Origin of the sequence: Paracoccus sp. 22332, assembly GCF_052045125.1 — a bacterium.
Lineage (GTDB): Bacteria > Pseudomonadota > Alphaproteobacteria > Rhodobacterales > Rhodobacteraceae > Paracoccus > Paracoccus haematequi_A.
Window position 1 is genome coordinate 148,394 of the sequence record NZ_JBQEOI010000007.1, and the last position, 18,095, is coordinate 166,488.

Sequence of the window (18,095 nt, forward strand, 5' to 3'; positions counted from 1 at the left end):
GCGGCGGGCGACGCGAGTGCCGCGAAGTTCGGCGAGGCCAAGCCCGCGCGCGAAATCCGGCAGGCCGAGGCAGAGCGCGCCGAGCGCAGGCTTGACGCGCATCGCCGCGACGATGGTCCGGATGCCGATTGATCTGCCGCCGATGACCCCGCCCGTGAAACGGTCGGTGACGATCGACGGGCACCGCACCTCGGTATCGCTGGAGGATGCCTTCTGGCGTGGCATGGCCGAGGCCGCCCGCGCGCGGGGACTTACGCGGGCGCAACTTATCGGGCAGATCGACCATGCCCGCCCGCCCGAGGTCGGGCTGGCGACGGCGCTGCGGCTGTTCGTGATGGCGGAATTGCGTCCCGCGACAGCCGGGGGCGCTTCGCCACCCGCTCGGGCCTGCCGGCCCCTTCCTCACTGAAAAAGGTCCACTGGACCTTTTTCCGGGCGTTCGGAAGCCCCGAGGATATTCAAGGTCCAAGGCAGGAGATCAGGCGCGCAGCGTGCCGCCGGTCGCCTTCTGCACCTTGTCGATGATCTTCTGGCTGACGGCCTCGATGTCCGCATCCGTCAGGGTCTTGTCGCGCGGTTGCAGGCGGGCGGTGATGGCGATGGACTTGCGGCCGCCCTCCAGCCCGGTGAACTGGTCGAAGACCGTCACGCTGTCGATCAACGCCTTGTCGGCCCCGGCGGCGGCATTGACCAGGGTCAGCGCCTCGACCTGCGGGTCGACGACGAAGGCGAAGTCGCGTTCCACCGCCTGCAATTCCGAAATGTTCAGCGCGGGGCGCGTCGCCGTGCGGGCCTTGGGGAAAGGCACGCTGGCGATGCGGACGGTGAAGGCCACAGCCGTGCCCTTCACGTCGAAGGCCCGCAGGATCCGGGGGTGGATTTCGCCGAAGGTCGCCAGCACGTTGGGGCCAAGCGCGATATTGCCCGCTCGGCCCGGATGCCACCATGGATCCAGCTTGCGGTTCACCTGCACCTTGGCGGGGGCGCCGATGGCCGCCAGCACGGCTTCGGCATCGGCCTTGGCGTCATAGAGGTCCACCTTGCGGCGGCTTCCGAAGGGGTCGCGCGGCGCGGTATGGCCGACCATCAACCCCGCGATCTGGGTGGCCTGCTCGCCCGGTTCGCCACCCGCGAAGACCGGCCCAAGCTCGAACAGCGCCAGATCGGCGAAGCCACGCGCCTGATTGCGGGCGGCGGCAGCCAGAAGGCCAGGCAGCAGGTCGGGGCGCAGATGCGTCATCTCGCTGCTGATCGGGTTCTCGACGCGCACGGCATCGGCACCGCCGCCGAACAGGTCAGCCGAGGCCTTGTCGATGAAGCTGTAGGTGACGCATTCGTTATAGCCAAGCGCCGCCGCCTGCCGCCGTGCGGATTTCTCGCGGACCTGCAAGGGAGTCAGCACCGGCTTCGGCACACCAGGACGCGGGCGCGGCAGGGGCTGGCCTTGCAGCTTGGTCAGGCTGGCAATGCGGGCGATTTCCTCGACCAGATCGGCCTCGCCCAGCACGTCGGGACGCCAGCTTGGCACATGAGCCAGGTCGCCTTCCATGCGGAAGCCGAGCGCGGTCAGGGTGGCGCGCTGCACATCCGCCGGGATGTCCAGGCCGACCAGGCTGGCGGTGCGGGCGGTGTCCAGCCGATAGGCGCGGGCAGTGTCTGGAACGGCCCCGGCCTCGACCACCTCGGACGGCTCGCCGCCGCAGAGATCCAGGATCATCTGCGTCGCAAGTTCCAGCCCCGGCCGGGTGAAGGCCGGGTCCACGCCGCGTTCGAAGCGGTAGCGGGCGTCGCTGTTGATCTTCATCGCCCGCCCCGTGGCGGCAATCGCGATGGGATCCCAATAGGCGCTTTCCAGGAACACGTCCGTCGTGTCGTCGGAACAGCCCGAGACCTCGCCGCCCATGATGCCCGCAATGCTTTCGGGGCCATTGTCGTCGGCGATCACCATCGCGCCTTCGGGCAGCGCATAGGTCTTGCCGTCGAGCGCCAGGATTTCCTCGCCCGCCGCTGCGGGGCGAACATGCAGGTTGCCGGAAACCTTTGCCATGTCAAAGACATGTAAGGGCCTGTTCATGTCATAGGTGAACAGGTTGGTGATATCGACCAGCGTGTTGATGGGTCGCAGCCCGATGGCCTTCAGGCGCTGTTGCAGCCAGTCGGGCGATGGGCCGTTCCTGACGCCCCGGATCACGCGGCCCGTGAAATAGGGCGCCTTTTCGGCGATCGCCGGATCAATGGTCACGACGATGGGGCTGGCGAAACGGCCCGGCACCGCCGTATCGGCCACCGGCTTCAGCACCCCCAGGCCGCGCGCCGCCAGATCGCGGGCGATGCCGTGGACGCCAAGCGCGTCGGGGCGGTTGGGCGTGATCTTGATGTGGATCATCGGATCCACCTTCTCGGGCGCGTTTTCGGCCAGCCAGTCCACGAAACGCTGGCCGACCTGACCCGAGGGCAGTTCGATGATGCCGTCATGTTCGTCCGACAGTTCCAGCTCCCGCTCCGAGGCCATCATGCCCTGGCTTTCGACGCCGCGGATCTTGCCCACGCCCAGGGTCACGTCGATGCCAGGCACGTAGTCGCCGGGCTTGGCCAGAACGACCGTGATCCCCTCGCGGGCGTTGGGCGCGCCGCAGACGATCTGCTTCTCGCCCTCGTCCGTCAGCACGCGGCAGACGCGCAGCCGGTCTGCGTCGGGATGCTGCTGGGCGTGCAGCACGCGGGCCAGGGTGAAGGTCCGCAGCTTCGCCGCCGGATCGCGGACTTCCTCGACCTCCAGGCCCAGGTCGGTCAGCGCCTCGGTGATCTCATCGAGGGTCGCGGTGGTGTCGAGATGCTCTTTGAGCCAGGAGAGAGTGAACTTCATGACGCAGCTTTCCGGTTTCGCCCGCACGGGCGTTTGCCAGCGTTGAACCGTTCCGGGGCAGGATGGTCAAGCGTCAAGCCGCCCGCATCCGCCGAATTTATCGCAGAACCCGATTGTCCAGGCTTTCGGCGAATGCCACAGTCCGCCCCAAACAGTTCCCTTGCCGACCGAGTCCCTCATGCCGCACCGCCCCTGCCCCATCCTCCTCGGCCTGGCCGCCGCCATCGGTCTGGGCCTGCCCGCCGCCGCGCAGCAGGCCCCGGACAGCCCCCGGATCTGCGGCGGCGATCCGCAATGGCTGGGCGGAGAGGGTCAGGACATCGCCACCAGCCCCGATCCCCTGTCCACCCCGGCCCAGGTCTCGGGCGGTCAGGCCCTGTTCGCCTTTCGCGTCGGCGCCGACAGCCAGGCGCTGCGGGTCGAGGCAAGCGCCGAGGATGGCGATCCCGCGATCTCGCTGCTGACCGAGGATGGCGACCTGATCGCCGAGAACGACGACACGCCCGTGTCGCTGAATTCGGCCCTGGAAACCACGGTCGGGCCTGGCGTCTATTGCGTCGCGCTGCGGTCGGTCAGCAACGATGCGATGGCGGCGACCGTCCAGGTTTCCCGGCCGGAACAGGCCCCGCTGCTGACCGAGGGGCCGGGGGACGCCGGGATCGACCGGATTGCCGCCTGCACCGCCGACACCCCCGCCGAGGCCCTGGCGCCCGGCGGCACGCTGGATCAGCGGCTGGACCAGGGCGCGGTCACGGCGACGCTGGACGGGACGCAGACCGGCTATTACCGCTTTACACTGGCGCAGCCCGCGCCCGTGACCTTGCGCGCGTCCAGCCCGGAACTGGACCCCGTGCTGCGCCTCTATGACGGTCAAGGCGGGCTGCTGGCGGAAAACGACGATGCCGACGGGCTGAATTCCCGGCTGGATTTCGCGGCACCCCTGGCAGCCGGGGATTATTGCGTGGCTGTCGCGGCGCTGAGCGCGCAGCCCGGCGCACTGACGGTCAGCGCCGAAAAGCTGGACGTGGAGGCCTTCCTGCGCAACGCCTATCGCAAGGGAGAGCTGAGCCCGCCCGCCGACGGCAGCTATCCGGTCCAGGCGTTGGATCTGTCCCAGACCAGGCAGACGGTGGTGCTGCATGACGGCGCGACGCAATGGCTGGGCTTCGATCTGGACCAGCCGACGGTGGTGATCGTCGGCGCGTATGGCGGGCTGGGCGGGGCCGACCCGAAGCTGGTCCTGTTCGCCGCGTCGGGCGGGGTGATGGCCGAAAACGACGACGCGGGCGGCAGCACCGACGCCCGGCTGGGGCCGGTCCTGCTGGAACCGGGCCGCTATCACCTGGGGGTCGTCGACGTGGGCCGCAACGATGGAAGCACCGGGCCGATCCGCCCCATCGGCCTGACCTTCGACCGCTTCCTGCGGGCCGAGTAATCCTTGCAGCCGACGCAGGGGTTCCTATCTATGGGCAAAGGGGCGGCTGTCGCCCCCATCCATGGAGAGGCCCTTGCCGGAAACTGTTCAGCAACAGCTTTTGATCGAACAGCGCGTTGCCAACGAATCGAGATCGCAACTGGTCGCCTATCTGCTGGCGATCCTGCTGTGGGGACTTGGCGTTCACCGGATGTATCTGGGCCGGTGGGCCAGCGGGATCATCATGCTGGCCCTGTCGGGAATCGGTGCGCTGACCGCGCCCATCCTGATCGGCTGGATTCCCTTGGCCTTCGTCTGGGTCTGGGCCGTGATCGACCTGTTCCTGATCCCCGGCATGATCCGCGACGACCAGGCGGTGATCCGCCAGCGGCTGATGGCGGGACGGTTCTGACAGGAAGGCCGCGCCGGCAATCGCGGCGCGGCCCCTTTTCGACGGCGGATCGCCCTATTTCGGGGCGATCATCATCACCATCTGCCGGCCTTCCAGCTTGGGCATGGATTCGATCTTGCCCGCCTCGCCCACGTCGTCGCGGACGCGGTTCAGCAGTTCCAGCCCCAGATCCTGGTGGGCCATTTCGCGGCCGCGGAAGCGCAGCGTCACCTTGACCTTGTCGCCTTCGCCTAGGAATTTCATGACCGACCGCATCTTCACATCGTAATCGTGGGTATCGGTTCCCGGACGGAACTTGATTTCCTTGATCTCGATGATCTTCTGCTTCTTGCGGGCCTCGGCCTCGCGCTTCTGCTGTTCATACTTGAACTTGCCCAGGTCCATGACCTTGCAGACGGGCGGCGTCGCGTTGGGCGAGATTTCGACCAGATCCAGCCCGGCGTCCTGCGCCATCTGCAACCCGACCGAGGGCGGAACCACGCCGACATTCTCTCCGTCGGCGCCGATCAGGCGAATTTCGGATACGCGGATGCGTTCGTTCACGCGGGGTCCGGTATCACGGGTGGGCGGTGCGTTATGCGGTCGGCGGGCTATGGCGATGCTCCTTGGATAGCCAATGTGGAATGGACGGAAAATAAGCGTCAAAGCGGGATGATTCAACCGGATTTGATGTCGGGAATCGCTCGCATGGTGGATTTGGAGCCTGCTTGACGCGCCCGGCGGCTTTTCCGCGCCATGCCCCTGTGGCATAGGATTTGGCGAACCCCTGCAAGGAACAGCCCCGCCATGCGCATTCTTCTGGCCCTGATCGTGATTCTGGCTCTTGGCCTGGGGGGATGGTGGCTCTGGCAGGACGGACGCACCGAAACCGCTCCTCCTGCCGTTACGCAAGCGCCTGCGGCCGGCGCGGCCCCCGCTGCCACCCAGGCGACCGAGGCCGCCGCCGACGCGGCAGCCGATGCCGCAGCGATCGCCGCCGATGTCGCGGCCGAGGCGGTCCAAGCGTCCGAGGATGCGGGCGTCGCCCCCGTCAGCGACGCCGCGGCCGAAGCCGAGGCCGCCGCCGAAGCGGCCCTGGACGCGGCCGACCGCGCGGCAGATGCCGCAGCCACCGCCGCCAGCGGCGCGGCCGCCCCCGTTGCCCAAGCCGCCGAGGACGCGGCCAAGGCCGCCCATGATGCCGCAGCGGCGACGGACCAGGCTGCAACGGCCGCCGTCACCGCCGCGCGCATCCAGACGCTGTTGACGCCCGAGGGATTCGACGCGGCCGAGGTGGCCCGCCTGATCGACGCCGCCGCCATCGGCGAGACGCAGAAGGCCACGCTGAAGCGCCTGGTCGAAACCGCCGGAAGCAATCCCGACCTGCTGCGCCAGGCCCTCGACCAGGTCAAGGCCGTGATGCCGTGACGGCGCATCCGCCGCTGGCGGCGTTCCTGAAGGCGCGCCCCCCGGTTCTTGCGCGCGGCCCCATCGCCCTCATCCTGATCGAGGACGACGCGGCGGTCGAAGAAACGTTGCGCCATCACCTGGCCCTCGGCTTTCGCCACATCCTTGCGCTGTCGCCGGGTCCGGTTCCCGTGCCGCCTGACGCAGGGGCGCGCGTGACCAACCTGCACTGGAACACCCGTGACGCCCTGGCCCATCAGGGCGCGGTGGATGCGGTGATCCGGGCCGTTCCCGCCGGAACCTGGCTTTACTACTGCTACAACGCGGAATTTCTGTTCTTTCCCTTTTCCGAAACCCGCACCGTGTCCGAGCTTCTGGCCTTCCACGCCGAAGAACGGCGCGACGCGATGCTGACCTATGTGATCGACCTCTATGCGCCCGATCTGGCCCGCGATCCGAACGCGGTCAACCTGACCGAGGCGATGTTCGACCGGGCGGGCTATTTCGCGCTTGGCCGCAAGGGATCGGACGGGCAACCGCTGGACCGGCAACTGGATTTCCACGGCGGCCTGCGCTGGCGGTTCGAGGAGCATGTACCCCCCGCCCGCCGCCGCATCGACCGCATCGCCCTGTTCCGTGCGGCCCCCGGCCTGCGCATCGAGGCCGATCACCGCTTCAACGTCCCCGAATACAACACCTATGCCTGCCCCTGGCATCACAACCTGACCGCCGCCATCGCCTCTTTCCGCGCCGCCAAGGCCCTGGCGACCAATCCGGGATCCCGAGACGCGGTGGACAGCTTCAGGTGGCGAAATTCCGAGCCCTTCCAGTGGCGCGCCCGGCAACTGATGGATCTGGGGCTGATGGAACCGGGGCAGTGGTTCTAGGCGATTACAACTCCGCGCCCTTCCTCATCCCCTCTGGACGCCGCCCCCTGCGTCGGGTCTTCTGACGCGAACGGAGGGTGCGCATATGGACGATCTGGAACGCCGCATTGCCCAGGCGCGGGGCGACGAACCCGCCGATCTGCTGCTGCGGGGCGGGCGGGTCTTCGACCTGATCACCGGCGCGTTGATGGCGGGGGACGTGGCGATCTGCGGCGACCGGATCGCGGGGATCGGCGACTACGAGGCGCGGCAGGTGATCGACGTGACCGGCCTGACCCTGGTGCCGGGCTTCATCGACACGCATCTGCATGTCGAAAGCAGCCTGGTCACGCCGTATGAATTCGACCGCTGCGTGACGCCGCGCGGCATCACCACCGCCATCTGCGATCCGCACGAGATCGCGAATGTCATCGGCCTGGACGGCATCCGCTGGTTCCAGAGGGCCAGCGAATGCCTGCTGATGGACCTGCGCGTGCAACTGTCGTCCTGCGTGCCCTCGACCGAGATGGAGACCTCGGGCGCGCGGATCGAGGCGGCGGATCTGCAAAGGGTGATGGGTCACCCATCGTCTATCGGGCTGGCCGAGTTCATGAACTATCCCGGCGTCATCCACCGCGATCCCGCCGCCATGGCCAAGCTGCGGCTGTTCGCGGGCGGCCATGTCGACGGCCATTGCCCGCAACTGACCGGGCGCGACCTGTCGGCCTATGTCGCGGCGGGCATCCGCACGGAACACGAGGCGACGACCGCCGCCGAGGCGCTGGAAAAGCTGCGCAACGGAATGCGCGTCCTGATCCGCGAGGGATCTGTCAGCAAGGATCTGGCGGCGCTGCAGCCGGTGCTGACCGATGTGACCGCGCCCTATATGTGCCTTTGCACCGACGACCGGAACCCGCTGGACATCGCGGAACACGGGCACCTGGACCACATGATCCGGGAACTGATCCGGCGCGGCAGCCCGGTGCTGGCGGTCTATCGCGCGGCCTCGCTGTCGGCGGCCGAGGCTTTCGGGCTGAAGGATCGCGGGCTGATCGCGCCGGGGCTGCGCGCCGACATCGTGGCCCTGGACAGTCTGGAAAGCTGCCGGGCGCAGGCGGTGCTGTGCGGCGGGCGGGTCGTCGATGACGCGGCCTTTGCCGCGCGGCCGCCGTCCCGGCCGGTGGCCCGCGCCTCGGTCAAGGCGCCGCATGTCGGACCGCAGGATTTCCGCTGCGCCGGAAACCGCAGCGAAACCCCGGTGATCGGTATAATCGAGGGCAAGATCATCACCGCCCATCTGACCCACGACATCGCGCCTCGGGACGGCGACAAGCGCCCGGATCCGGCCCGCGATCTGGCCCGCATCGCCGTGATCGAACGACACGGCTGGAACGGCAACATCGCCACGGGCTTTGTCCAGGGCTTCGGGATCCGGCGCGGGGCCATCGCCTCGACCGTGTGCCACGATCATCACAACATCGCCGTCGTCGGCGCCGATTACGACGACATGGCGCTGGCCGCGAACCGCCTGTCGCAAATCGAGGGCGGCTTCGTCGTCGCGAGCGGGGGCGACATCCTGGCCGAACTGCCCCTGCCCGTCGCGGGGCTGATGAGCCTCGATCCGTTCGAGACGGTCCGCGACCGGCTGATCCTGCTGCGCGACGCGGCCAAGTCGCTGGGGGTCACGCTGGAGGAACCCTTCCTGCAACTGGCCTTCCTGGCCCTGCCGGTCATCCCGGCGCTGAAGATCACCGACCGGGGGATGATCGACGTGACGCGGTTCGAGATTCTGCCCGGATGACGGCACGGGCGCGGCCGACTGCGACATAAAATTCCGTCGGCCCGCCCCTGCGTGGCGAAAACTGCCGGAGGCGGGTCATCTTCGAAACCTAACGCCAGGCGTTCGGTGGCATGACTTTCCCCAAAACACGCAATCACGACCATGCAGGAGTCTTCATGACCACATACACGCTTGCGCTGATTCCGGGCGACGGCATCGGGGTCGATGTTACCGATGCGGCGATGCAGGTGCTGGACGCCGCCGCCGCGCGTTTCGGCCTGAGCCTGGACAAGACGCGCTTCGACTGGTCCTGCGAAACCTATCTGGCGACCGGCCGGATGATGCCCGAAGACGGCATCGACCAGTTGCGGTCCTTCGACGCGATCTTTCTGGGCGCGGTCGGCTGGCCGGCCACGGTGCCGGATTCGGTGTCGCTGCACGGATTGCTGCTGCCGATCCGCAAGGCCTTCGACCAATACGCCAATATCCGCCCGCACCGCCTGCTGCCCGGCGTCGAAGGCCCGCTGCGTGCGCAGGGCTTCGACATCCTCTGCATCCGCGAGAACACCGAGGGCGAATATTCCGGCGCAGGGGGCCGCGTCCACCAGGGCCGCGACAACGAGGTCGCGGTGGAAACCTCGATCTTCACCCGCAAGGGGGTCGAACGGATCCTGCGCTTCGGCTTCGAACAGGCAAGGGCGCGCAGGAAGCACCTGACCTCGGTCACGAAATCGAACGCGCAGAAATACTCGATGGTGTTCTGGGACGAGGTGACGCGCGAACTGGCCGCCGAATACCCGGACGTGACGGTCAGTCCCATGCATATCGACGCGATGGCCGCCAAGATGGTGATGACGCCGCAGGATCTGGACGTGGTGGTGGCGTCGAACCTGTTCGGCGACATCCTGACCGACCTGGGCGCGGCGATCCAGGGCGGCCTGGGCTTCGCGGCCTCGGCCAACATCAATCCCGACCGCCGCGTGCCGTCGATGTTCGAACCCGTGCATGGCTCGGCCCCCGATATCGCGGGCAAGAACATCGCCAACCCCATCGCCGCGATCTGGTCGGGGGCGCAGATGCTGGAACACCTGGGCGAAACCGAAGCCGCCGCCGCTGTGCTGGCTGCCATCGAATCGGCGACCGCGCGCGGCATCGGCATCCGCCCCGGCCTGCACGGAACCCAGGAAATCACCGCCGCCGTGATCGCCGCGCTGGAGGAGAACGCATGACCACCACTCCGAACGACATCCGCAGCGCCCTGAAGGATCCCGGCCTGTTCCGCGAAGCCGCGCTGATCGACGGCGCCTGGCTGGCGCGGGCCGACATGGACGTGATCGACCCTGCGACCGGCGACGTGCTGGGCCGGATGCCCGACTGCACGGCGGCCGAGACCGAGGCCGCCATCGCCGCCGCCGAAACCGCCATGAAAGCATGGAAGGCGCGCACCCATGCCGACCGCTCCGACCTGCTGATGGCCTGGCACCAGCTGATCCTGGACCATGCCGACGACCTGGCGCTGATCCTGACCCGCGAACAGGGCAAGCCCTTGGCCGAGGCGCGGGGAGAGATCCTGTATGGCGCCAGCTTCGTGCGCTGGTTCGCCGAGGAAGCGCGGCGGATCAACGGCAAGATCATCCCCTCGCCCGTGCCGGGCAAGAAGATCTTTGCGATGAAGGAACCGGTCGGCGTCTGCGCCATCGTCACGCCGTGGAACTTTCCCAATGCGATGATCACCCGCAAGGTCGCGCCGGGGCTGGCCGCCGGCTGCACGATGGTCATCAAGCCCTCGGACTTCACCCCCTATTCGGCGCTGGCGCTTGGCGTGCTGGCGGAACGCGCCGGCATCCCGGCGGGCGTCCTGAACATCCTGACCGGCCGGCCCGAGGCGATCGGCAGCGCGCTGACCGCAAGCCCCGTCGTGCGCAAGCTGTCCTTCACCGGATCGACCCGCGTGGGCGCCCTGCTGGCGGAACAATGCGCGCCGACGCTGAAGAAGATGTCGCTGGAACTGGGCGGCAACGCGCCCTTCATCGTCTTCGACGACGCCGATCTGGATGCCGCGGTCGAAGGCGCGATGGTCAGCAAGTTCCGCAATGGCGGGCAGACCTGCGTCTGCGCGAACCGCATCCTGGTGCAATCGGGCATCCACGACGCCTTCGTCGCGGCGCTGGCCGCCCGCGTCGATGCGCTGAAGGTCGGCCCCGGCACCGAACCGGGGGTCCAGATCGGCCCGATGATCAACCCCGCCGCCATCGACAAGATCGGCGCCCATATCGACGACGCGCTGTCCAAGGGCGCAACCCGCGCCACCGCGACACGCGACCTGGGGCAGCAGTTCGCCGACCCGACCGTGCTGGTGGGCGCCACGACCGAAATGCGGCTGGCCTCGGAGGAGACCTTCGGCCCGGTCGCGCCGATCTTCCGCTTCGAGACCGAGGACGAGGCGCTGGCCATCGCCAATGGCACGCCCTTCGGCCTGGCCGCCTATTTCTTCACCCGCGACATGGCCCGCGCCTTCCGCTTCGGCGAGGCGCTGGAGGCCGGGCTGGTCGGCCTGAACACCGGCGCGGTCAGCCATGCCGAGGCGCCCTTCGGCGGCGTCAAGGCCTCGGGCTTGGGCCGCGAGGGCGCGCAGGAGGGGATCGAGGAATACCTGGAAACCAAGGCGTTTCATTTCGGCGGGCTGTAAGCCATCCTGCATCCTGCCCTGCCACCTGCCGGGTTGCGGGGCCGGACCAAAGCCGGGTCGTTCCATGACCGAGATCCGGACCAGCACGGCCATCGTCATGCGCCTGCACTCTCTCCGCAACGGCGGGATCGTCGAGACCCGGCATTTCAAGCGCCTTCAGAGCGATTGAGCAAGGGCGCCTGACGGGGCGCCTTTTCCCTTGAAGACCGGACCGCAAGATCGCCTCGCGCGCGATGCACGGGTCGCAGATCGAAAATGCCGATGGTTTCGATGACCATTTGTCATTCGCCCAAATCCTCCTGAAAATGTTAGGGATTCTTGGCACCATACCGGGCGCCGCCTCCGCCGGACCGGCGTGCTGCCTGTCGCAAACGGCCTGGATCCCGTCGCCCGCGCAGCAACACGCACCCTCGATCTGCGTAGCCATCACGGTCATCGCGGGCCTTGCCGCCCGGCCAAGACATCTCTGGGAGGAGATACATGATACTGACTGAGACTGCCGGAAACTCCGATCCGTCGGGGCTGGATCTGGCTCCCCTCAAACGCATCCATATCGTCGCCACGGCGGCGATCCTGGGGGGCGCCGCCCTGGACGGATATGTCCTGGGCATCATCGGGCCGTCGCTGGCGCTGGCCAGCACCGAAATGCAGCTTTCCAGCCTGAACCAGGGCCTGATCGCCGCAAGCGCCCTGATCGGCGTGTTCATCGGCGGGCTGATCTTCGGCAACCTGGCCGACCGCTATGGCCGCAGCCCGGTCTTCGCCTGGAACCTGGCGGCTTTCGTGGTGCTGTCCCTGCTGCAATATCTGGTGCAGGACATGTGGCAGCTTGTGGTGCTGCGGCTGGCACTGGGACTGGCCATCGGCGTGGAATACGCGGTGGGCACCGCCGTGCTGGCCGAATTCTCTCGCCGTCGCGGCCGGGGGGTGCTGCTGGGCAGTTTCGCGCTGGCCTGGCAAATTGGCTTCAGCGTCGCCTTCTTCGTGGGGATGGCCTACGAGGGCGACAACTGGCGGCTGCTGCTGGCCAGCAGCGCGATCCCGGCGGCGATCACGTTCCTGCTGCGGCTGGGCCTGCCCGAAAGCCCCATGTGGCTCAAGGCGCGCGGCCGCGAGCAAGAGGCCGAGGACATCGTCCGCAGGCATTTCGGAACCGGCTACACCATCCCGACCATCGCGCTTGAGGAAACCCACCCCTCGCCGGTCGAGCTGTTCCGGCACCCGAACTGGCGGGCGCATCTTTACGCCGGTCTCTTCTGGTTCTGCCAGATCGGCCCGTTCTTCGCCATCTTCACCTTTGCGCTGCCGGTCTTCAAATCCCTGGGCATCGAAAGCGGCCTGACGGTCGACATCCTGCTGAACGGCTTGCAGATCCTGGGCGCGGTCTTCGGGCTGTGGCTGCTGCACTGGCTGACGCGCAGAAGCTTCGTGATCTCGACCTTCGCGATCATGTTCGTCCTGCTGCTGGGCCTGGGATTGCTGCCCGATGCGCCGACCTGGCTGGTGGTGTCGCTGTTCGCGGGCTACATGTTCATCGCGCCCGCCGCCAACAACATGCAGTTCGTCTATCCGTCCGAGATCTTCGAAACCCGCATCCGGTCCACCGGGGTCGGCTTCGCCGCCGCATTCTCTCGTATTTCCGCCGCCGCCGCGACCTATCTGCTGCCGGTGGCGATGCAGGAATACGGGGTCTCGGCCACGTTGCTGATCATGGCCGCCTTCCCGCTGGTGGGACTGGTCGTGTCGCTGGTCTGGGCGCCCGAAACCAAGCGCGCGCAACTGAGATAGGAACCGGCCGCGCCACCCAGGTGCGGCCCATTCATTTCGGGATGTCGTCCTTCATTTCCAGAAGGATGGCATCGGCGAAATTCCGTTCCAGCCGCGACGGCAGCGCCGCCCGGCTGCGCAGCACATGCGAGACCGAGGGCATGGCGGGCAGGTCCGAATGCAGTTCGGTCAATCCTTCCTCAAGGTTGCTGCGGCCCAGCAGGCCGATCCCGAAGCCGCTCTTGATGCCCGCGCGGATGCCTTCCTTGCCCGGACATTCCAGCACCACCCGCAGGCTCCGTCCGGTGGCCGTCAGCGCCTGCATGGCCGCCAGCTTGTAGAACGAATTGCTGTCGAAGGACACGAAGGGGATGCTGTCGCCCAGCTGCGGGGGATGGTCGATGCTGCGGACCCAGATCAGATCCTCGCGCCACAGTTCGATGTCGTCCGGCTCCATGTCCTTGGTGAAGGTTTGCAGGATCGCCATGTCGATCTCGCCGGTGGTCAACCAGAAATTCAGCATCAGGCTTTGCGCCACCCGCGCATACAGCGAGACGTTGGGATGCACGCGGCCGAACCGGCCCAGCACCTTGGCCAGTTCGGCGCTGGTCGCATCCTCGGTCGCGCCCAGCCGGATCTGCCCCGCCAGATCCGAGGACCGGAAATGCTGCGCCGCCTCGTCATGCAACGAAATCAGGCGTTCGGCGTAATGCAGCAGCCCCTGCCCGTCCGAGGTCGGCACCATCCCGTGTTCGCCCTTCATCAGGATCGGCCGCCCGACCCGGCTTTCCAGCCGGGTGATCTTGTGGCTGACGGCCGATTGCGTCAGGTTCAGCGCCATGGCCGCGCGGGTCACGCCGCCATGATCCAGCACCGCCTTGAAGGCGCGCAGGGATTCGATGTCCAACCGCATCATTCGGACTCCTATGACAGGAATGCGTGGCCGCCGGGTTAATCGGCAACTTCGTCATGTCGGGATGGCCGGATATAACCTGACCGCACCGTATCCCACCATGCCAAATTGTCATGCGCCTGATGAAATCATGTCAGTTCGGAGAGCGGCAATTCTGGGGTAAACGGATCCCATCCACTTGCCCTAAGGGGGGAGAGACACCATGGCCCTGACCGACCGCAAAATCCTGACCTTCGACGTCGTCGGCACGCTTGTCGACTTCGAAGCAGGCGTCATCAACTTCTTCCGGCCCGTCTTCGACAAGGCCGGCGCCGAGATCGAGGACGCCAAGATCCTGACCGAATTCGCTGATGCCGAGGACGAACAGCACCACCTGACCCCCGGCATCCCCTTCACCTGGATGCTGCCCGAGGTCTATCGGACCATCGCCACCAAATACGGCCTGCCGATAGACGACGACCACCTGGACGGTCTGCGCCGCTCGATGACCGACTGGCCGGCCTTCCCGGATGCGGTCGAGGGCATGAAGGCGCTGCGCAAGCGCTTCCGCCTGGTCGCGCTGACCAATGCCGACAACTGGGCCTATGAGCAGTTCTCGGCCACGCTGGATCACCCCTTCGACGACAAGGTGACGGCCGAGGATGTCGAGGTCTGCAAGCCCGATCCGCAGGTGTTCTCCTATGTCCGCGGCCGCAACAGCCACCTGGGCTTCCGCCTGAAGGACTATCTGCACGTCGCGCAAAGCCAGTTCCACGACATCCGCGTGGCGAAGAAGCTGGGCATCCAGGTCGCCTGGATCGAGCGGCGCAAGGGCCTGGAAGGCTATGGCGGCTCGCCCGCGGTCGCTGACGCGGCGGTGCCGGACTATCACTTCGCCTCGATCGCCGAGCTAGTCGAAGCCGTCGAAGCCGGCAAGTAAGGGGCCCTCGCCATGTCGCAGATGATCGTGTTCGACCTGGAAAACCTCGGCACGCCCGAACTGCCGCAAGCCGCGCCCGACCGGCTGGTCGAGGGCGATCCCCGCTACAAGACCTGGGAACAGGACGTGGTCGACGGCGGCCGCATCCGCAGCGGCGTCTGGGAAGCGAGCCCCGGCGCCACCCGCTCGATCAAGGGCGAGACCTGGGAGTTCTGCCACGTCCTGTCGGGCGTGGTCGAACTGACCGAAGACGGCGGCGAGACGCGGCGCCTGACGGCGGGCGACACCTTCATCATGCGCCCCGGCTTCGTCGGCACCTGGCGCACCATCGAGACGGTGCGCAAGCTGTGGGTCATCGTGTCCTAGGGCCTTGGGTCCGACCCGGACAAGTCCAGCCGCGCGGGCAGGGGCATCTGCCCTTTGCCCGCGCCGGTCATTTCAACCCTGGAAACGAAAGACAGATCATGTCCCAATCCCTGCCGATTGCCGATGTCCGCTCGTTCTGGCAGGCCACGGCCGTCAACCGGCCCCAGGCGCCCGAACTGCGCGGGTCCAGGCAGTACGACGTCGCCATCATCGGCGGCGGCTTCACGGGCCTCTCCACCGCCCGCTACCTGGCGAAACGCGGGCTGTCCTGCGCCATCCTGGAAGCCAATGCCATCGGCTGGGGATGCAGCGGCCGCAACGGCGGTGTGGTTTCCGCCAAATACCGCATCACCTATCCCGAGATCGCCCGCATTCACGGGCTGGAAGCCGCGCGCCGGATGCACGCCCTGGGCCGCGAGACGGTCGAGCATCTGAACGAACTGGTCGAGGATTACGGCATCGAGGCCGCCGATTACCGCCAGGGCGGCTGGCTTTTGTGCGCCCACACGCACAGCTACATGCGCAAGATCGAAAAAGAGATCGAGTGGATGCGCGTCAACCTGGGCGACACCACCAACCGGCTGGTCAGTGCCGAGGAGGTCCATGCCGAAACCAGCTCGCGCGATTTCGTGGGCGGCATGCTGACCTCGTTCGGGGGCACGCTGCACCCGCTGAACCTGGTCTTCGGCATGGCGAACGGGGTGATGCGGGACGGGGTTTCGATCTATCAGAACTCGCCGGTGCTCAAGACGCATCAGTCGGGCGGCCGCGTGGTGCTGGAAACCCCGAACGGCACCGTCAGCGCCCGGCAGATGGTCATCGGGACGGACGGCTATAACGAACTGACCCCAGCGACCGGGGGCGTGCGCAAGGCCATCGTGCCGTTCCGGTCGGCCATGATCGTCAGCGAGCCGCTGGAGCAGTCGGTGGCCGACAGCCTGTTCACCGAAGGCCGCAGCTATGCCGAGACGCGCCGCATGATGCGCTGGTTCCGCAAGGTCGACAACCGGCTGATGTATGGCGGCCGCGGCGCCTTTGGCAAGGAGGATTCGGAATCCGCCTTCGAGGCGCTGCGCCGCGCGAGGTTCCGGCAGTTCCCGCAGCTTGAGGGCAAGCAGATCACGCATCGCTGGTCGGGGCTGGTGGCGCTGACGCTGGACAGCATCCCGCATCTGGGCCGGCTGGACGACAAGACCGTCTATGCCATGGGCTATAACGGCACGGGGGTCGCCATGTCCTCGGCCATCGGGAAATATGTCGCGGCGGTGGTTGCCGGGGAAAAGCCGGACCTGGGTCTGATTACCGCGACCCCGCTGAAGCAGGTGCCGATGTACGGGGTCCGCGAACCCGCCGTGCGCATGGTGGCGGGCTGGTATCAGTTCCTGGATGCCATCGGAAAATGATCCGGCATGGAAAAAGGGCGGCTGCGATGCCGCCCTTATTCGTCCGCCGCCACAGGATCAGCGATTTTCCCGGATCAATGACTTGAGCGGAACATAGCCCCGGTCCAGCAGCGTCTGGATCACGATATAGCTGAAATATTTCGCCACGCCGATATTCTTCTCCAGCACGTCCAGGATGATCTCCTGGTAATGCAGCATGTTGCGCACCGTGAATTTCAGCAGATAATCATAGCCCCCGGAAATCAGGTGCATTTCCTGGAGGTTTTCGATCTTGCGGATCTCGCGTTCGAATTTCTGGAAATCCTCGCGGCGGTGGTCGGCCAGCGTCACTTCGGTAAAGACCATGACGCTTTCGGCCAGCTTGCGGATATTGATCTGCGCGCGATAGCTTTCGATGAAACCGGCCTTTTCCAGCCGCTTCACCCGTTGCAGGCAAGGCGACGGAGACAGGCCGACGGCTTCCGCCAGCCTGACATTGGTCATGCCGCTGTCGGCCTGAAGCTGCGCAAGGATGTTGACATCGATTCGGTCGAGCCGTGGATTTTCCGCCATGCCTGTTCCTTCTTGCGCAGACGCCGGATCAGGCGCGCAGTTCTTCCTGATGGGCTTTTACCAGATCGGCCATCGAGTTGAACCGGAAGTCGTAGGTCGGCATCTCGCCCGGATTCATCGTCGCGCCGAAACCCTTCTGGTCGTGGCGGCGATAGATCCAGCAGTTCGCCAGGCCGAACTTGTTGGCCGGGCCGTGGTCGTGGAACATGCTTTCGGCGGTATGCAGGATGTCGGACTTCTGAAGCCCCAGCGAGGTGATCTTTTCCAGCATATAGTCAAAGTTCCGGTCGAACGGCTTGTAGCTGCCGACATCCTCGGCGGTATAGGCGCCGTCGAAATGCACGCCCAGCTTTTCGTTCGAGCCCTTGAAGCTGTCGTTGTCGGTATTGGTCAGGACGATCAGCTTATAGTGCTTCTTCAGATATTGCAGCGCGCCTTCGCTGTCGGGGAAGGCGGGCCATTTCTTGACCGATTCGCCGTATTCGACGCATTCTTCGCGCGTGAAGGGCACGCCCCATTCCTCGGCCAGGCGTTTATAGACGATTTGCAGCAGCTCGCTGTATTTCTTGGCGGGGGTGTATTTCTGCTGGCTGGATTCGTGGCGGGCGTGCGCCTCCAGGATTTCGTCGCGCGACAGGTCGCGGCCGACGCGTGCGGTCAGGCCCTTCAGCCCCTCGATCATGCCGCTTTCCCAGTCGATCAGCGTGCCGTAAACGTCGAAGGTCAGCGCCTTGAAGTCGGTCAGTTTCATCGGATTGTCCT

General features: G+C 66.5%; 18 protein-coding genes. 13 read left to right on the plus strand and 5 right to left on the minus strand.

What is annotated here, in order from left to right:
• Together ACTJI6_RS10600 and ACTJI6_RS10605 are read left to right on the plus strand one after the other, a co-directional pair.
• On the plus strand, positions 1-132 hold a 132-nt coding region (locus ACTJI6_RS10600; RefSeq protein WP_440800615.1), incomplete at its 5' end, for a DUF4169 family protein.
• A gap of 10 nt (positions 133-142) precedes the next feature.
• Positions 143-409, plus strand: a complete 267-nt coding sequence (locus tag ACTJI6_RS10605; RefSeq protein ID WP_440800617.1) for a ribbon-helix-helix domain-containing protein — start codon at positions 143-145, stop codon at positions 407-409.
• 69 nt (positions 410-478) lie between these two features.
• On the opposite strand, the gene pheT is transcribed toward ACTJI6_RS10605, so the two are convergent.
• Positions 479-2,866, minus strand: coding sequence for a phenylalanine--tRNA ligase subunit beta (gene pheT / locus ACTJI6_RS10610; RefSeq protein ID WP_440800482.1), 2,388 nt, complete (start codon positions 2,864-2,866; stop codon positions 479-481).
• Positions 2,867-3,044: 178 nt separating this feature from the next.
• Here pheT and ACTJI6_RS10615 point away from each other — a divergent pair, with 178 nt between their 5' ends.
• Positions 3,045-4,301, plus strand: a complete 1,257-nt coding sequence (locus ACTJI6_RS10615) for a DVUA0089 family protein (protein ID WP_440800484.1) — start codon at positions 3,045-3,047, stop codon at positions 4,299-4,301.
• Between the two features lie 73 nt (positions 4,302-4,374).
• Positions 4,375-4,692 carry a TM2 domain-containing protein gene (locus ACTJI6_RS10620; protein WP_440800486.1) on the plus strand — a complete coding sequence of 106 codons (318 nt, stop codon included), beginning with the start codon at positions 4,375-4,377 and terminating at the stop codon, positions 4,690-4,692.
• A gap of 54 nt (positions 4,693-4,746) precedes the next feature.
• Here ACTJI6_RS10620 and infC read toward each other — a convergent pair whose 3' ends face one another.
• Positions 4,747-5,235: a translation initiation factor IF-3 gene (gene infC / locus ACTJI6_RS10625; protein ID WP_241232776.1), complete on the minus strand. Its 489-nt coding sequence runs from the start codon at positions 5,233-5,235 to the stop codon at positions 4,747-4,749.
• Positions 5,236-5,478: 243 nt separating this feature from the next.
• Here infC and ACTJI6_RS10630 point away from each other — a divergent pair, with 243 nt between their 5' ends.
• From ACTJI6_RS10630 to ACTJI6_RS10655, 6 genes are all read left to right on the plus strand, one after another.
• Entirely contained in the window at positions 5,479-6,099 is a 621-nt protein-coding gene (locus tag ACTJI6_RS10630) for a hypothetical protein (protein ID WP_440800489.1), read from the plus strand.
• Positions 6,096-6,965 carry a glycosyltransferase family 2 protein gene (locus ACTJI6_RS10635; RefSeq protein WP_440800491.1) on the plus strand — a complete coding sequence of 290 codons (870 nt, stop codon included), beginning with the start codon at positions 6,096-6,098 and terminating at the stop codon, positions 6,963-6,965. Before ACTJI6_RS10630 ends, ACTJI6_RS10635 begins: the two co-directional genes overlap by 4 nt.
• 85 nt (positions 6,966-7,050) lie before the next feature.
• Complete coding sequence (gene ade / locus ACTJI6_RS10640) at positions 7,051-8,745, plus strand: adenine deaminase (RefSeq protein ID WP_440800493.1); 1,695 nt, start codon at positions 7,051-7,053, stop codon at positions 8,743-8,745.
• Positions 8,746-8,900: 155 nt separating this feature from the next.
• Positions 8,901-9,953 carry a tartrate dehydrogenase gene (locus ACTJI6_RS10645; protein WP_440800495.1) on the plus strand — a complete coding sequence of 351 codons (1,053 nt, stop codon included), beginning with the start codon at positions 8,901-8,903 and terminating at the stop codon, positions 9,951-9,953.
• On the plus strand, positions 9,950-11,413 hold the full coding sequence (locus ACTJI6_RS10650) for an NAD-dependent succinate-semialdehyde dehydrogenase (RefSeq protein WP_440800497.1): 1,464 nt from the start codon (positions 9,950-9,952) through the stop codon (positions 11,411-11,413). Before ACTJI6_RS10645 ends, ACTJI6_RS10650 begins: the two co-directional genes overlap by 4 nt.
• 480 nt (positions 11,414-11,893) lie before the next feature.
• Positions 11,894-13,201: an MFS transporter gene (locus ACTJI6_RS10655; protein WP_440800499.1), complete on the plus strand. Its 1,308-nt coding sequence runs from the start codon at positions 11,894-11,896 to the stop codon at positions 13,199-13,201.
• Between the two features lie 31 nt (positions 13,202-13,232).
• Here the strand turns inward: ACTJI6_RS10655 and ACTJI6_RS10660 are convergent, their stop codons facing one another.
• Entirely contained in the window at positions 13,233-14,096 is an 864-nt protein-coding gene (locus ACTJI6_RS10660) for a LysR family transcriptional regulator (RefSeq protein ID WP_440800501.1), read from the minus strand.
• Positions 14,097-14,295: 199 nt separating this feature from the next.
• Here ACTJI6_RS10660 and ACTJI6_RS10665 point away from each other — a divergent pair, with 199 nt between their 5' ends.
• The 3 genes from ACTJI6_RS10665 to ACTJI6_RS10675 all read left to right on the plus strand — a co-directional run bounded on the left by ACTJI6_RS10665 (position 14,296) and on the right by ACTJI6_RS10675 (position 16,781).
• A complete protein-coding gene (locus tag ACTJI6_RS10665; protein ID WP_440800503.1) occupies positions 14,296-15,012 on the plus strand; it encodes an HAD-IA family hydrolase in 717 nt (238 codons plus the stop codon).
• 12 nt (positions 15,013-15,024) lie between these two features.
• Positions 15,025-15,378, plus strand: coding sequence for a cupin domain-containing protein (locus ACTJI6_RS10670; protein WP_440800505.1), 354 nt, complete (start codon positions 15,025-15,027; stop codon positions 15,376-15,378).
• 98 nt (positions 15,379-15,476) lie between these two features.
• Positions 15,477-16,781, plus strand: a complete 1,305-nt coding sequence (locus ACTJI6_RS10675) for an NAD(P)/FAD-dependent oxidoreductase (RefSeq protein WP_440800507.1) — start codon at positions 15,477-15,479, stop codon at positions 16,779-16,781.
• Between the two features lie 57 nt (positions 16,782-16,838).
• Here the strand turns inward: ACTJI6_RS10675 and ACTJI6_RS10680 are convergent, their stop codons facing one another.
• Together ACTJI6_RS10680 and ACTJI6_RS10685 are read right to left on the minus strand one after the other, a co-directional pair.
• Positions 16,839-17,333: an Lrp/AsnC family transcriptional regulator gene (locus tag ACTJI6_RS10680; RefSeq protein WP_440800509.1), complete on the minus strand. Its 495-nt coding sequence runs from the start codon at positions 17,331-17,333 to the stop codon at positions 16,839-16,841.
• 28 nt (positions 17,334-17,361) lie between these two features.
• Positions 17,362-18,084, minus strand: coding sequence for a haloacid dehalogenase type II (locus tag ACTJI6_RS10685; protein WP_440800511.1), 723 nt, complete (start codon positions 18,082-18,084; stop codon positions 17,362-17,364).
• Positions 18,085-18,095 lie beyond the last annotated feature (11 nt).